General features: G+C 55.0%; 12 protein-coding genes. 6 read left to right on the top strand and 6 right to left on the bottom strand.

From position 1 onward, the window contains the following. The first annotated feature begins 3 nt into the window (after positions 1-3). Positions 4-1,560 (top strand): 4-alpha-glucanotransferase, encoded by a 1,557-nt coding sequence (gene malQ / locus KV190_RS00850; RefSeq protein WP_460194159.1) that lies wholly within the window; start codon positions 4-6, stop codon positions 1,558-1,560. On the opposite strand, the gene KV190_RS00855 is transcribed toward malQ, so the two are convergent. Then, entirely contained in the window at positions 1,557-2,906 is a 1,350-nt protein-coding gene (locus KV190_RS00855) for a pentapeptide repeat-containing protein (protein ID WP_460194160.1), read from the bottom strand. The genes malQ and KV190_RS00855 overlap by 4 nt on opposite strands. 124 nt (positions 2,907-3,030) lie before the next feature. On the opposite strand from KV190_RS00855, the gene KV190_RS00860 reads away from it, so the two are divergent. The 3 genes from KV190_RS00860 to KV190_RS00870 all read left to right on the top strand — a co-directional run bounded on the left by KV190_RS00860 (position 3,031) and on the right by KV190_RS00870 (position 6,589). Continuing rightward, positions 3,031-4,185 carry a DegT/DnrJ/EryC1/StrS family aminotransferase gene (locus tag KV190_RS00860; protein ID WP_460194162.1) on the top strand — a complete coding sequence of 385 codons (1,155 nt, stop codon included), beginning with the start codon at positions 3,031-3,033 and terminating at the stop codon, positions 4,183-4,185. Between the two features lie 114 nt (positions 4,186-4,299). Continuing rightward, a complete protein-coding gene (locus KV190_RS00865) occupies positions 4,300-5,298 on the top strand; it encodes a 2-hydroxyacid dehydrogenase (RefSeq protein WP_460194164.1) in 999 nt (332 codons plus the stop codon). Between the two features lie 85 nt (positions 5,299-5,383). After that, positions 5,384-6,589 (top strand): argininosuccinate synthase, encoded by a 1,206-nt coding sequence (locus tag KV190_RS00870; RefSeq protein WP_460194165.1) that lies wholly within the window; start codon positions 5,384-5,386, stop codon positions 6,587-6,589. Here KV190_RS00870 and KV190_RS00875 read toward each other — a convergent pair. Then, the gene (locus KV190_RS00875; RefSeq protein ID WP_460194166.1) at positions 6,586-6,858 is read right to left on the bottom strand and encodes a YciI family protein; all 273 of its coding nucleotides are present in this window, start codon (positions 6,856-6,858) and stop codon (positions 6,586-6,588) included. The two genes, KV190_RS00870 and KV190_RS00875, sit on opposite strands and share 4 nt — an antisense overlap. Positions 6,859-6,951: 93 nt before the next feature. On the opposite strand from KV190_RS00875, the gene KV190_RS00880 reads away from it, so the two are divergent. Together KV190_RS00880 and KV190_RS00885 are read left to right on the top strand one after the other, a co-directional pair. Continuing rightward, positions 6,952-8,271 carry a pentapeptide repeat-containing protein gene (locus tag KV190_RS00880; RefSeq protein WP_460194167.1) on the top strand — a complete coding sequence of 440 codons (1,320 nt, stop codon included), beginning with the start codon at positions 6,952-6,954 and terminating at the stop codon, positions 8,269-8,271. Continuing rightward, complete coding sequence (locus KV190_RS00885) at positions 8,271-9,551, top strand: tRNA nucleotidyltransferase/poly(A) polymerase family protein (RefSeq protein WP_460194168.1); 1,281 nt, start codon at positions 8,271-8,273, stop codon at positions 9,549-9,551. Before KV190_RS00880 ends, KV190_RS00885 begins: the two co-directional genes overlap by 1 nt. On the opposite strand, the gene KV190_RS00890 is transcribed toward KV190_RS00885, so the two are convergent. The 4 genes from KV190_RS00890 to ndhD1 form a co-directional block, all read right to left on the bottom strand. Further along, positions 9,548-10,594, bottom strand: coding sequence for an extracellular solute-binding protein (locus KV190_RS00890; protein WP_460194170.1), 1,047 nt, complete (start codon positions 10,592-10,594; stop codon positions 9,548-9,550). The two genes, KV190_RS00885 and KV190_RS00890, sit on opposite strands and share 4 nt — an antisense overlap. Beyond that, complete coding sequence (locus tag KV190_RS00895; RefSeq protein WP_460194172.1) at positions 10,594-12,183, bottom strand: glucose-6-phosphate isomerase; 1,590 nt, start codon at positions 12,181-12,183, stop codon at positions 10,594-10,596. Before KV190_RS00895 ends, KV190_RS00890 begins: the two co-directional genes overlap by 1 nt. A gap of 84 nt (positions 12,184-12,267) precedes the next feature. Beyond that, positions 12,268-13,089: an alpha/beta hydrolase gene (locus tag KV190_RS00900; RefSeq protein ID WP_460194174.1), complete on the bottom strand. Its 822-nt coding sequence runs from the start codon at positions 13,087-13,089 to the stop codon at positions 12,268-12,270. Next, positions 13,086-14,669: a photosynthetic/respiratory NAD(P)H-quinone oxidoreductase subunit D1 gene (gene ndhD1, locus KV190_RS00905; protein WP_460194175.1), complete on the bottom strand. Its 1,584-nt coding sequence runs from the start codon at positions 14,667-14,669 to the stop codon at positions 13,086-13,088. Before ndhD1 ends, KV190_RS00900 begins: the two co-directional genes overlap by 4 nt. Positions 14,670-14,681 lie beyond the last annotated feature (12 nt).

Consider the following 14,681-nt stretch of genomic DNA (forward strand, 5'->3'; position numbering starts at 1 on the left):
ATAATGCACTTTCCCCGCTCCTGTGGTTTACTGCTTCATCCCACGTCCCTGCCCGGTGGTCACGGCATTGGTGACTTGGGTGCGGCGGCTCGTGAGTTCCTTGAATTTTTGGTTGCCAGTGATCAGCAGTATTGGCAGGTCTTGCCCCTAGGGCCAACGGGCTTTGGCAACTCCCCCTATATGTGCTACTCCGCCATGGCCGGCAACCCACTGCTGATCAGCCTTGATGAACTGGTCAAGGCGGGTTGGTTAACGGAAGCAGACTTGGCAGGACTCAGGTTTGAGAATGGCGATCGCGTTGATTTCGAGGCTGTCATTAGCCAAAAACTGCCCCTGCTCCGCCTTGCTGCCCAACGCTTTCAGAGTCAAGCCACCCCAGAAGACTGGCAGGCCTTTCGCGACTTTCAAACCCTTGCCCACTACTGGCTACCTACCTATGCCCTCTTTATGGCGCTGAAGGATCACCACGAGGGACAGCCGTGGTATGAATGGCCGGCTCCTTTGCGCGATCGCGAGCCAACCGCCCTTGCTGCGATCCAAGCCGTTCTCAAAGAGCGCATTTTTGAGTACGAGTTTCAGCAATTTCTCTTTTACCAGCAGTGGCACGCCCTCAAGGAATCCGCCAATCAACAGGGGATTCAGATTATCGGTGATATTCCCATTTATGTTGCCCACGACAGTGCCGATGTCTGGGCCTTTCCCCAATTTTTTGAACTCAATCCAGAAACGGGTGCGGCTGCCCTCATGGCCGGTGTGCCCCCCGATTACTTTAGTGCTACGGGTCAACTCTGGGGCAACCCCATTTACAACTGGAAGGCCCTTGCTGCCGATGGTTACTCTTGGTGGATTGAGCGCTTCCGTGCCCTGCTCTCTTACATGGACATTATCCGTGTCGATCACTTTCGCGGCTTTCAGGGCTACTGGCAAGTGCCCGAAGGGGAGGAAACAGCCGTCAACGGCGAGTGGCAACCGGGTCCCGGTGCTGCCTTCTTTGAAGCCTTGCAAGCTGCCTTGGGACGACTGCCCATTCTCGCCGAGGATTTAGGGGATATTACCCCCGATGTCATTGCCCTGCGGGATCAGTTTCAGTTTCCGGGGATGAAAATTCTCCAGTTTGCCTTTGGTGGTGGTTCGGATAATCCCTTTTTACCCTTTAATCAGGAGCGCAACTGTGTGGTGTACACCGGCACCCATGACAATGACACCACTGTCGGCTGGTACCGCACCCTAAGTGACTGGGAACGGCAGCGCCTCATTGACTATTTGGGCTATACCCCCAGCGAACCCCACTGGGCCTTGATTCGCATGGCCTTGGGAACCGTTGCCAACCAAGCCATTCTTCCCGTTCAAGATTTGCTCGGCCTCGATAGTCATGCCCGCATGAATTTCCCCGGTACTGGCGAAGGCAACTGGGCGTGGCGGCTAACTGCGGGTCAACTCACCCCTGAACTTGCCGCTCATTTGAAGCACTTGGTGCACCTCTTTGGCCGTCAAGCGCCACCGAGACCCCAGCCGGTTGAAGCTGCCGAAGAAGCCGTCCCCGAAAAAGACCCCGCCTAAGCTCGCCGTCGGCCATCGGGCATAATCGTGCCCCGCAAATCCACTTCACTAAGGTTGGCACCACTCATATCCGCAGCAGTCAGGTTCACCCGCGTCAAATCCGCCCGCGACAGGTTAGAGCCTGAGAGGTTGGCATCCCCTAAATCTGCCCCACTCAAGTTAACACCGCTGAGATCCACAGTTCCCAGTAAGCTGCCACTAAACGTGGCGCGGCTCAGGGTGGCTCCACTGAGGGTCGCTCGGCTCAGGTTGGCTTCTGAGAGGGTAGCCCGACTCAGGTTGGCTCCCACCAAGCGGGCACGGCTGAGATTCGCTTCTACCAAGTCGGCACGGCTAAAGTTGGCTTCCGTTAACTCCACTTCGCGGAGATTGGCACCACTGAGATTGGCACCCCGCAGTTTCACGCCATTAAAGACGAGGCCACTGAGATTGGCACTGCGTAGATCCGTCTGACTCAAATCGGCATTGTCCAGCAATGCCCCCTGCAAGTTTGCTCCTTGGAGATTGGCGCCCCGCAGATTGGTGCCCACCAGTTTGGCATGGCTGAGGTTAGCGCCCCGTAAATTTGCCCCACTGAGATCGGCACGGCTAAGGTTGGTATGACTCAAATTCGCGCCACTGAGATTAGCACCACTGAGGTTGACATCTGAGAGTTCTAGGGAGGACAGATCCGCCTTGGCCAGTTCGGCGCCGACAAGGTTGGCCTTGGCAAGGTTGGCTTCACTGAGCTTGACTTCCGTGAGATCAACGCGGCTGAGATTGGCACCCGTGAGATTCGCTGCCGTTAAGTTCGCACCACTCAGGTTGGCACCGCTAAGGTTTGCACCACTGAGATTGGCATTGCTGACATCCGCCTGAATTAAATCCACACGGGTTAGGTTCGCCTGCTTTAGATCCGTGCCATGCAAATTCGCGCCCTGTAAATTTGCCCCCGAAAGGTTAACGCCATCGAGCGTCAATCCCCGTAGATCCGCATTGGCCAAATCCACGCGGGAGAGATTTGCACCCTGAAGCACCGTTCCCCGCAGTGTGGTTTCACTGAGTTCAGCGCGGCTGAGATTCGCTCGCGTCAGGTTTGCCCAACTGAGATCACTGCGGCTGAGGTTTGCGCCAGCGAGGTTGGCATCCACCAATTCTGCTTTAATGAGCATGGCATTAACAATTTCGGCGCCACACAGCACCGCACCACTGAGATTGGCCCCGCTCAGGTTGACCCACTCCATGTCGGCACGGGAGAGAATAATCCCCCGTAGATCAGCGTTGATAAACTCGCCATTTGTCAAACTGGCACGATTAAAGTCCCGTTCACCGCTGGCATAGCGTTTTAACAACTCTTGGGGATTCATCAAAAAAAACGGGTCTGGAACCCCGCCCTTGAGAGCGGCTCTACACTCTAAGCCTAGCTTAATTCGCTAAAACCACACTACGCTCGTGAGAGGATGATAATAAAGACTTGCGCTCGATGTTCTCATGGATACCATTCCTATTCTTGATCTCAAAGCCCAATATCAATCCCTGCAAGCAGACATCGATCGCGCAGTTGCCCGCGTACTGGCATCCGGCCAGTTCATTCTAGGGCCAGAGGTACAGGCCTTTGAGGAAGAGGTAGCCGCCTATTTGGGAGTGCGCCATGCAGTAACCGTGAATTCAGGCACAGATGCACTGGTGATTTCCCTGCGCAGTTTGGGAATAGGTGCTGGCGATGAGGTGATTACAACCCCCTTTTCGTTTTTTGCGACGGCAGAGGCGATTAGTTTGGTGGGTGCCCGCCCAGTCTTTGTGGATGTGGAATTAGACTCTTTTAACCTGGATCCCAGTAAAGTTGCGGCAGCGATTACCCCCCGCACCAAGGCGATTTTGCCCGTGCATTTATTTGGGCGGCCGGCAGCAATGGGAGCAATTGTGGAACTTGCCCAAGCTCATGGGTTAGCGATTCTTGAGGATTGTGCCCAGTCCTTTGGTGCCCGCTATTGCCCGCCCTGTAACAATTGTCAATGTACAGAGGTGACTCAAAAGACCCTAGCCCATCAATTCACGGGGGCGATCGGCAGCATGGGTGCCTTTTCTTTTTTCCCGACAAAGAACTTGGGTGCCTATGGCGATGGCGGGCTGATTACCACCAACGATGATGATTTAGCCCAGCGATCGCGCATGCTGCGGGTTCACGGCTCCCGTCAACGCTACCACCACGAAATGATTGGCTACAATTCTCGCTTGGACAGCCTACAGGCGGCAATTCTGCGGGTGAAGCTACCCCATATCGATCGCTGGAATCAAGAGCGACGGCGAGTGGCGCAAACCTATAACCAAGCCTTGGCGGATATTGAGACGATAGTCACCCCAGCGGTATCTGCGGGGCATGTGTTTCATCAATATACCATTCGGGTGCTCAATGGCCAGCGGGATGCCCTTGCGGCTTACTTGCAGGAAGCTGGCATTAGTTCAATGATTTACTACCCGATTCCCCAAGACCACTGTCCGATGTACAAGGGGCAATCTCCACCCAATCCTGTGAGCGATCGCCTTGCGCGCGAGGTACTGAGCTTACCAATTTGGCCTGAATTGAGCGATGCCACCATTGAGCATATTGCTGCAACCATTCGCCAGTTTTTTCAGAAGGTCTAGGTACATCTTCCAAGTATTTATCCTGAGTTAACAGAACCTTAAAGTTGCAATCGCTAAGCTAGCAACAGCTCTTTTGTAAAACCTGTAATGTTGCTAGGGCAGGAGTACAGTGCCATGAAGGTTGCCGTTTTCAGTGCCAAATCCTACGATCGCGAGTTTTTGAATGCCGCCAATGCGGCTCAAGGCCATCCCCATCTTCTCAACTACTACGATCTGCTGCTGCGCCCTGAAACAGTTTCCCTTGCCGAGGGACATGAGGCGGTCTGTGGCTTTGTCAATGATGATCTGGGGACAGAGACCCTCAAACGGCTGGCGGCGTTGGGGGTGCGTCTAGTAACACTGCGCTGTACGGGCTTCAACAATGTGGATTTGGCTGCGGCGGCTAGCTTGGGCATCACAGTTACCCGCGTGAGTACTTATTCCCCCTATTCAGTGGCGGAGCATACGGTGGGGCTGATCCTGATGCTCAACCGCAAACTCCACCGTGCCTACAACCGCGTGCGCGATGATAATTTTTCCCTAGAGGGGCTGATGGGCTTTGACCTGCATGGCTGTACCGTTGGCATTATTGGCACGGGTAAAATTGGCCGTATTGTGGGTCAGATTATGCGGGGGTTTGGCTGCCACCTCTACGGCTATGATCCCTACCCGAGTGAAGCCTTCAGGGAGATTGGTACCTACACAACCCTAGAGACACTGCTGGCGGCATCCGACATTGTGACGCTCCATTGCCCCTTGGTGCCCGAAAATGAACACGTGATCAACGCCACCACGATCGCCCAAATGAAGCGAGGCGTGATGTTAATCAATACCAGTCGCGGCAAACTGGTGGACACCAAAGCAGTGATTGAGGGCATTAAAAGCGGCCAAATTGGTTATCTGGGCATTGATGTTTATGAAGAGGAAGACTCCCTCTTTTTCCAAGACCTCTCGGACACAATCATCCAAGATGACACCTTCCAACTCCTGCAATCTTTCCCCAATGTGGTGATTACTGCCCACCAAGCCTTCTTTACCCGCAATGCCCTCACGGATATTGCCCGTACCACGATTGAAAATTTGACCTGTTTTGAGCAAGGCCTGCCCCTAGCGAACGAAGTAAAACAAATGTGAGGCTCAGCGAAACGGTTATTGCTATAACGTTTCTGGCAAACAGATCCGCTATAGTAGCGATCGCGTTTATTTCAGGAAAAAAGTCATGGGGCGTGCAGAAAAAGTGATTTTGGCCTATTCGGGGGGAGTGGATACCTCTGTGTGTATTCCCTATCTCAAGCACGAGTGGGGCGTGAAGGAAGTGATTACCCTCGCCGCTGATTTAGGACAGGGGGATGAACTGGAACCGATTCGCCAAAAAGCCCTTGATTCTGGTGCCAGTGCCTCGTTGGTGGCCGATGCCAAAGCTGAGTTCATCCGCAACTATGCCTTTCCAGCTATTCAGGCCAACGCCCTCTACGAAAATCGCTATCCCCTCTCGACGGCCCTTGCTCGCCCCCTGATTGCCAAGCTCTTGGTGGATGCGGCTGCTGAGTATGGTGCCGATGCCGTTGCCCACGGCTGTACAGGAAAAGGCAATGATCAAGTCCGCTTTGATGTGGCGATCGCTGCTCTGAATCCCAACCTCAAGGTCTTGGCACCCGCTCGCGAATGGGGCATGAGCCGTGAAGAAACCATTGCCTACGGCGAACGCTTTGGCATTCCCGCCCCCGTCAAAAAATCTTCCCCCTACAGCATTGACCGCAATCTTTTGGGACGCAGTATTGAAGCAGGCCCCCTTGAGGATCCGTGGATTGAACCCCTTGAGGAAATCTATTTGATGACCCAAGCCATTGAAAATACCCCCAACTCTCCAGAGTATGTGGATATTGGCTTTGAAGCCGGGATTCCCGTCAGCCTCGATGGTCGCTCCCTCGATCCCGTAACGCTGGTGAGTGAACTCAATGAGCGGGTGGGTCGCCACGGCTTTGGTCGCATTGACATGATTGAAAATCGCCTTGTCGGCATTAAATCCCGCGAAATTTATGAAGCCCCTGCCCTCTTGGTGCTCATTGACGCCCACCGCGATTTGGAAAGTTTGACCCTGACCGCCGATGTCACCCAGTACAAACGGGGAATTGAAGAGACCTACAGCCGCCTCGTCTATAACGGCCTCTGGTACAGCCCCCTCAAGGAAGCCCTGGATGCCTTTATTCAACAGACCCAGAAGCGGGTGACAGGTACCGTGCGCGTCAAACTCTTTAAGGGAACGGCACGGGTGGTGGGGCGGCAATCTCCCTACTCCCTCTACACACCCGACTTGGCCACCTATGGCGCTGAGGATCAATTTGATCACAAAGCAGCCGAGGGCTTTATTTATGTGTGGGGGCTACCCACCCGTGTCTGGGCAGAAAAACTGCGCCAAGGCTAATCGGGTGCTTCGACAATACACCACTCGTGGAGTTCGTACTGCACACACTGGTGTTGGACGAGGGGATCGCGGGCAACAATTTCCTCAGCCGCCTTGCGGGAATCGGCCTGAAACAACAACATGCCACCCCCTCGCTCAGCCCAGTATCCTGTGCGGGCTTGATGCCCGGCGGCAATGAGGGAGCGCACATAGGCGCGATGGGCACCAACGTGTTGATCAAAGGTGGCTTTATCCACAATGCCGCGTTCAATTTTGACAAACCATGGCATCGGTGACTGGCTCCTGTGGATTTCAATCAAGACCTAGAATAGCTATAAGCAGTGTGCCTGAGTGACTCTGTTGTGCCCTGATTGTGAGCGGCTATGAGCAAAGCCATTACCCTTGAAACGTTGTTAAGTGAATTTGCCCGTGGGGTGCGGAATTTCCGTGGGGTTAATTTGGCGGGCAGTGTGTTTCCCTTGGTGCAACTCAGCCATATTGATCTGGCGGGAGCCAATCTGCAGGGTATCAATTGGAGTGGGGCAGATTTGATTAAGGCGAACCTTGCCAATGCCAATCTACGGGGAGCTAATCTGATTGGTGCGGATTTGAGTGGTGCCAACCTCACCGATGCGGATTTGCAAGAGGCGATGCTCAGTGGGGCAATTTTGGTGGGTGCCTATCTATCGCGCGCCAATTTGCAGCGGGCAGTGCTGAGTGGGGCAATCCTCAAGGGGGCGGTTCTCCACGACAGTAACCTCAAGGAAACCAATGTGGTGGGGGCAGATCTCTCAGAGGCAGATCTGACTGGGGCGATCGCCCGCCGCCAAGACTTAGAGGAAGCCAAGCTCTCTGGTGCCACACTCCCCAATGGGGAAGTGGTCTTTGATGAGGGGGAGATTGACGAGGTACCGTTACCGACTACGCCGGCAATTGCTGAGCCAATGGCAACCGCTAACGAAACCACGGTGATTGAGTGGACCAATGAGCAGGTGATCCAAATGTTGATCCTGCAACAGCATCCGTTGCCTAGTACCTATCAAAGTGCTGACTTGAAGGTGGTGGATCTTGGCAATCACTGCTATCAATTGCGAACGGTCACTGAAACGGTGGTGGCGGTGGTTGAGGGGTCGAGTGTGGCCGATGAAAAAGTCACCCTTTTTGTGGAAGCCCCCTTTGCAGATTTGGTGGCCAGTGTGCTCCAAGCCCATTCCTTCTTGCCAACGCAATACATCAGTGACCCTGTGCCTGCATGGCAGTACGAGCAGGTACCCATTCCCCCCGGCAGTGAAGTCCGTTTGGGAACGGCACGGCAACTGTGGAAAACGTGGTGGTTACTCTTGAAGTCCACGGCCACAGGGCAGGAGCCAGCCCAGCTACAACTGCTGGTGGGCAAGAGTTGGCAGCCGATTCGCGATATTGCCTTTTCCCCCTCGGCTAGTGGCGGCGTGATTATTAAAACTGCTGCGGGCGATCGCCACTATCCTGCGGATGCGTCGCTGATTTGGCTAGAAAGTGTTCCGTCTGGATCACCCACAACCCCTGCCCCAGTGCCCACCCCCACAGCACCTCTCTGGAACGGCCTGCTGAAATTTGAAAATAACTGCTTGACGATTCAAACGGCGGCGGGACCGGTCTGTGTGCGGGGCGACAATTTGACGATCACTATCGGTGGTCAGGCGATCGATCTAACCCAGCTCTAATGGTCGTTGTTCAGCCCTTTGATTTTAGTCGCTGGCCGATCGCCGTCAGTGATTTACCTGCCGATACCTACCTCGTGGGCGGAGCGGTGCGGGATGCTCTCCTCGGTCGGACAACGCTGTACCCCGACTTGGATTTTATTGTGCCGGCGGATGCCATTGCCCTAACGAAAAAACTAGCGGAGAAGTACAAGGCTGGTTTAGTGGTTTTAGATCGGCAGCGGCAGATTGCCCGCTTGGTCTTTGCCAATACCACCGTGGATATTGCCCAACGGCATGGTGAAACGCTCTTAACCGATTTGAGCGATCGCGATTTTCGCCTCAATGCGATTGCCTACGACATTCACCACCACCACATTGTCGATCCCCTCGGTGGCCTTTTGGATTTGCAACGCCGCCAAATTCACTATGTCGCACCAGAAAATCTCGCGGCTGATCCCCTGCGACTCCTACGCGCCTATCGCCAAGCCGCCCAACTGCAATTTACGATTACACCGGAAACGCGGCAGGTGATCCAAACCCTTGCTCCCCAACTGCGGCGAGTGGCAGCAGAACGGGTACGGGTGGAACTCAGTTATCTCCTCAGTGTCGTTGAGGGGGCGGCTCAAGTGACCCTCGCCTTTCGTGATGGGGTGTTGGCGGTGTGGCTGCCGTCGGTCACCGAGGAGCGGATTACCCACTACCATGCCCTTGAATCCACCCTAGCGAATTTCCCCTTCCCAGCCCTTTGGCCGGCGCTAACGACATCCATTGCCGCAACAACTGCCCCCGGCGAACCGCAACGACGAACCCTAGCAGCTTTGGCAAAGCTCACCTGCCTCGTGCATGCCAGCGATCGCCAAGCGGCCGAGGAACTGACTGCCCTCACCTACACCACCGATGAAATTCGCATTGTCCAAGTCCTGTGCCGATTGCTCAACCACTGGCTCGTCCCCCTCGAACAGCCTCTGAACCGTGAGCAAGCCTTCTATCTATTCCGCGCGGCGGGTAGCTATTTTCCAGCCTTTGTTGCCCTTGCCCTCAGTCGTGGCATCCCCAAAGAGCATCTCGTGCCCTTGGTCAAAGGATGGTTAGACCCCAAGGATGCCCTTGCCCATCCCCCCCAATTGGTACGGGGTGCGGATCTGGTGGAAGCGTTTCAGGTCTCGCCGGGACCGCGTGTGGGTGAATTGCTGCGAGCTGTGGAAGCAGCCCAAGCGCGCGGAGAAATTAGCGATCGCCCCCAAGCCCTCGCCTATGTGGCACAACTCCTCAAGGATTCAACCGAACCAAAACACCGTTAGGAATTGGTGAGAAAAATCTCTTGCCAAAGGGTGTCATAGGTCTTTTGGCTCACCGCATCGAGGGGTAGTAATACCTCACTCTTGGCAAAGGCAGTGGGGTCAGCGAGGGGAATATAGCGCTGCAAGAGGGTGCCCGTTAAATCACTGACGCGGGGCGAGAGCGCATCACTAAATTGACTGAGTTGCTCAGCCACCTCTGGCTGCCACCAGTAGTTTAACCAATCCAAGGTGGGGCGATCGGGGGCTTGGCCACAGACCCATAAATCTAGCCAAAGCGCCGTACCACTGGCGGGGAAGACTGCTCCATAGGTCTGCGGATCCCGCTTCAGCAGCGGCAGCAGATCCGTTGACCAACCCACTGCCAATTGCGTACTCCCTAGCATCAGCGGTTGCAGGTAGGCATCGGAACTAAAGAAACGGCAACCGTGGCGCAGCCGAGACAGTCGCTCCCGTAACTGCGGGTGGGTGGGTGGGGCATTGTAGGACAGTCCCAAGGCTTTCAGGGTTAGGCCAATCACTTCGCGGGGAGTATTCAAGAGGCTATAGTGCCCCTGCACTGCGGGGTGCCATAGAGCATCCCAATCTTGGGGTTCCCAACCCAAGTCAGCAAAGAAATCGCGGCGATAAATGAGGGCGGTGGCTCCCCAGCGATAGGGAAGACCCCAGAGGGCATCCTCTTTAGTGATGAACTTTAGAAACGGCTGCCACGGCTTAGCCCAATCAAATCCATTTTGAATCAGTTGTTTAGGAATGGGAGTGATCTGCCCTTTTGCCACCGCCTCTGGTAACCAAGCATCCCCCAAACTGAGGACGGCTGATCCTAGGTTGCCTGCTGCAAGGGTATGGGCTAAGGCTTGGGGGGTTTCCTGAAGGCGCAGATGAATGCCCACACCCGCCTGTTGCCGAAATCGCTGAATCAGTTGAGGCGGTAAGGATTTGCGCAGCAGATGAACGGTTAGCCCGCCATTGACACTTGCTTGACAACCACTCAGGGCGATCGCCCCCAAGGCAAACAACCCCTGACAAAATTGTCGCCGCTGCATTAGCGTTGCCACCGAAACTGCAATTGACTCGGCTGCGCGGGATCCCCCAGTTGCTCGATGCCGCGATCGTTGGCCACAAGGTGCCGCAGAATCAGGTAAATCCGCTCCAGTTGATCCGGCGCATTCACCGCCTTGGCGATCGCCCCCAAGTCAAGGGGTTCGTCACTTTGCTCTAAGACTTTAACAATCTGCCGTTGCAACGCCAAATTCGCCGCTGCTGCTTTCTTGCCAGCTTCCACCCCCGGCTGATGGTAGGCATTGATATTCACCAAGAAGCCATAGAGACCCACTGCGCGCTCGTAAAGGGCAATCAGGGCACCCACCGTTTTGGGTGTCACCTCTGGAATCGTCACCGTCAGGGAGGGGCGATCCTTTTCATAGAGGGCTTGGCGCGTGCCGAGGAGCAGGCCACTGAGGTAATCCCCAGAGGTAATCCCTGGTTCGACATCAATGCCGGGTTCTTGGCCATCCCGCAGCACCTCAATAAACGTGACAAAGAAGTTGGGTAGACCATCCCGCAACTGCTGCACATAGGCGTGCTGATCCGTGGTTCCCTTGTTGCCATAGACCGCAATCCCTTGGTGGACAATGTTGCCGTCGAGGTCTTTTTCCTTGCCAAGGGACTCCATCACCAACTGCTGCAAGTAGCGGCTAAACAGCAGCAGACTATCTTTGTAGGGCAGGACAACCATATCTTTTTCACCCCGACCATTGCCTGCATGGTGCCAAGCCAAGGCGAGTAGGGCGGCGGGATTTTGGCGGATCTTCGGCACGCGGGTTGCCTGATCCATCAATTTTGCTCCCGCGAGGAGGGCATCAATGTCAATCCCTTGCAGGGCAGCGGGCAATAGACCCACCGTTGACAGTTCCGAGGTGCGTCCCCCCACCCAGTCAAACATTGGGAAAATGGCCAGCCAACCGTTTGACTCCGCCACTTGGGCAAGGCCACTGCCGGGCATGGTGACGGCTACGGTGTGATCGGCAAAGGCCAGACCGGCGCGTTGGAAGCGAGCTTGGGCTTCTAGCATGCCATTGCGGGTTTCCGGTGTCCCCCCCGATTTGGAAATGACAATCACCAATGTCGTCCGCAGGCGATCGCCCAGTTCCGCAAAGACGCGCTCAAAGCCCGCAGGGTCAGTATTATCCAAAAAATGAATGTTCAGAGGCGGATTCACAGGGGCAAGGGCAGCCGCTACAAACTGCGGGCCAAGGGCAGACCCCCCAATGCCAATGGAGAGAATGTCCGTAAAACGACCCCCTTGGGGTGGGGCAATGGCGCCACTGTGCACCTGCTGGCTAAACTGCTTGACTTGGGCAATGGCATCGCGAATTTCGGCACGTAATTCCGGAGTGGGTGCCAAATTGGCATCCCGCAGCCAGTAGTGCCCCACCATGCGGCCTTCATCGGGGTTGGCGATCGCCCCTGCTTCCAATTCCTTCATTTGCTGAAAAGCGCGCTCAAAGGCTGGCTCTAGGCGCTGCACGACCGCTGGGGTCAACCCCATACGACTGACATCCACATAGAACTCCAACTCAGGGTGGTAGTACAACCAGTCTTGGTAATGCTGCCAAAGAGCCAAAGCATCCATAAGAAAATACTCTCGCGCTACGATCTCAGCGTACCTCAACAACTGTCCTTTACTGGGAACATCAGCTTTCCCTTAATAAACACCCTAGCTAGACTGCGCCTTCAAAAAAGTGGCAAATTCCTCTAAGGCTGTCCGCAGGCGATCGCCCGCCACCTCAACAACATCATTGTGATCTGCACCCTCGACCCAGAGGGAAAATTTTGGCTCACGGGCAATGGCAAAAAGGTGTTGGCCATGACGAAAGGGCACGATGCTGTCGGCAGTACCGTGGAGAATCAACAGCGGCACCTTGACTTGCGGCAGTTTATCTCGGTTGATAAAGCGGTCAAAGGGAAACAACGGGAAAGGCACCACCACCCGAAAGATGGAAGTAAAGGTACTTTCTAAGACCAACCCCGCAATCGCAACCTGTGTTGCCAGTTCCGTCGCCACCCCACCGCCAAGGGAACGGCCATAGAGAATTACCCGCTCTGGAGGCACTCGCAGTTCCTCTATCAGATAGGTATAGGCCGCCAAAGCATCTGCGTAGGCATGACGCTCACTAGGACGACCTGAACTCAAGCCGTAGCCACGATAGTCGTAGGCGAGGACGGAAAACCCCCACTGCCGCAGCGTCTGGAGAAAGGGTTCCACCATGCCGAGGTCTTCACCGTTGCCGTGACTAAACAGCAGTGTAAAGTGAGCGTCTGGGTTGGCAACATACCGCACCGCAAGGCGATCGCCCTGCCCCACGGGAATCAGCCTGATCTCCTCAGAAAGGGAATAGGTAGGACGGGGGGGATGGAAGATGAGGGCATCAGCGCCAAAGTAGAGATAGACCGCAATGATCAGGTAAATCAGGAGTATCGATCGCCCCAAGCGCAGCCAACTCCACTCCCCCAGTACCCAATCTCGCCGCCAACTCATTTAGAGGTAGAGTTCAGGCTCGGTGCCACTAGCGTCCCTAGGGGTTGATCCACCTGCTGAGCTAGGGTGGGAACCACTTCCCGCACGCGGGCAATCACTTGACCTGTGGTGGCATCGTAAATTTGCGTCAATAGCTTGGGATAGAGGCCAATGCCAATAATCGGCACCAACAGGCAGGCAATGATAAACACCTCACGGGGTTCGGCATCCACAAGGGCTTCATGCTCGACCAGTTCTTTGTTTTCAGGGCCATAGAAAATTTCCCGCAGCATTGAGAGCAGGTAAATCGGCGTCAAGATCACCCCCACTGCCGCCAAAAAGACCACAATCACCCGGAAGGGCAAAGAATAGGCATCGCTAGTGGCAAAGCCAATAAAGACCATCAGTTCAGCCACAAAGCCACTCATCCCCGGTAAAGCAAGGGAGGCCAAGGAGCAGGCCGTAAACATGGCAAAGATCTTCTTCATTTTCTGGCCGACACCGCCCATTTCCTCAAGAATCAGCGTGTGGGTACGGTCATAGGTAGCTCCCACCAAGAAGAAGAGACTCGCCCCAATCAAGCCGTGGGAAACCATTTGCAGCACCGCCCCACTCATGCCCAAATTGGTAAACGAAGCAATCCCAATCAACACAAAGCCCATGTGGGAAATCGAGGAGTAGGCAATTTTGCGCTTGAGATTGCGCTGTGCATAGGAGGTCAGCGCTGCATAGATAATGTTGACCACCCCCAAAATCACCAAAACGGGGGCAAACTTGGCATGGGCTGCCGGCAGCATATCGACATTCATGCGAATCAGGGCATAGCCGCCCATCTTCAGGAGAATCCCCGCCAGCAGCATGTGTACTGGGGCTGTTGCTTCACCGTGGGCATCGGGCAGCCACGTGTGCAGGGGGACAATCGGCAGCTTGACGCCATAGGCCACCAAAAAGCCGGCATAAACCAGCAGTTGAAAACCAATGGCATAGTCCTTGGCCGCCAAGGTTTGCATATCAAAGCTAATCGTGTCGCCATAGAAGGCCATGGCCAAGCCCGCCACCAAAATAAAGAGGGAGCTACCCGCCGTGTAGAGAATGAACTTTGTTGCCGCGTATTGACGTTTGTGGCCGCCCCAAATTGCCAAAAGCAGGTACACCGGAATCAGCTCCAGTTCCCACGCTAGGAAAAAGACCAGCATATCCTGCACGGCAAAAACAGCAATCTGGCCACCATACATCGCCAGCATTAGGAAATAAAAGAGTCGTGGCTTCAGGGTCACTGGCCAAGCCGCCAAAATCGCCAGCGTGGTAATAAATCCCGTGAGTAAAATCAGCGGCATCGAGAGGCCATCTGCCCCCACTGACCAGCGCAGGCCAATTTCGGGAATCCAGTCATAGCTTTCCCACAGTTGCATGCCGGGGGTGTTCAGGTCATAGAAATTGGTGAAAGCATAGACAATCAAGGCAAAGTCAATCAACCCCACCGTCAGGGCATACCAGCGGATTGGGCGTCCTTTGCCTGTGGGATCTGGAATGAAGGGGATCGCCAAGGAAGCCACAATCGGGAACAGGATAATCGTTGTCAGCCAAGGAAACGTACTCATGGCAGTCGTGTT

This window comes from Thermosynechococcus sp. FA-CM-4201, from assembly GCF_054689355.1.

What these genes read in the sequence shown, in the direction of transcription:
- malQ (WP_460194159.1), top strand. Translation starts at nt 4, where the DNA reads ATGCACTTTCCCCGCTCCTGTGGTTTACTGCTTCATCCCACGTCCCTG.
- KV190_RS00855 (WP_460194160.1), bottom strand. Translation starts at nt 2,906, where the DNA reads ATGAATCCCCAAGAGTTGTTAAAACGCTATGCCAGCGGTGAACGGGAC.
- KV190_RS00860 (WP_460194162.1), top strand. Translation starts at nt 3,031, where the DNA reads ATGGATACCATTCCTATTCTTGATCTCAAAGCCCAATATCAATCCCTG.
- KV190_RS00865 (WP_460194164.1), top strand. Translation starts at nt 4,300, where the DNA reads ATGAAGGTTGCCGTTTTCAGTGCCAAATCCTACGATCGCGAGTTTTTG.
- KV190_RS00870 (WP_460194165.1), top strand. Translation starts at nt 5,384, where the DNA reads ATGGGGCGTGCAGAAAAAGTGATTTTGGCCTATTCGGGGGGAGTGGAT.
- KV190_RS00875 (WP_460194166.1), bottom strand. Translation starts at nt 6,858, where the DNA reads ATGCCATGGTTTGTCAAAATTGAACGCGGCATTGTGGATAAAGCCACC.
- KV190_RS00880 (WP_460194167.1), top strand. Translation starts at nt 6,952, where the DNA reads ATGAGCAAAGCCATTACCCTTGAAACGTTGTTAAGTGAATTTGCCCGT.
- KV190_RS00885 (WP_460194168.1), top strand. Translation starts at nt 8,271, where the DNA reads ATGGTCGTTGTTCAGCCCTTTGATTTTAGTCGCTGGCCGATCGCCGTC.
- KV190_RS00890 (WP_460194170.1), bottom strand. Translation starts at nt 10,594, where the DNA reads ATGCAGCGGCGACAATTTTGTCAGGGGTTGTTTGCCTTGGGGGCGATC.
- KV190_RS00895 (WP_460194172.1), bottom strand. Translation starts at nt 12,183, where the DNA reads ATGGATGCTTTGGCTCTTTGGCAGCATTACCAAGACTGGTTGTACTAC.
- KV190_RS00900 (WP_460194174.1), bottom strand. Translation starts at nt 13,089, where the DNA reads ATGAGTTGGCGGCGAGATTGGGTACTGGGGGAGTGGAGTTGGCTGCGC.
- ndhD1 (WP_460194175.1), bottom strand. Translation starts at nt 14,669, where the DNA reads ATGAGTACGTTTCCTTGGCTGACAACGATTATCCTGTTCCCGATTGTG.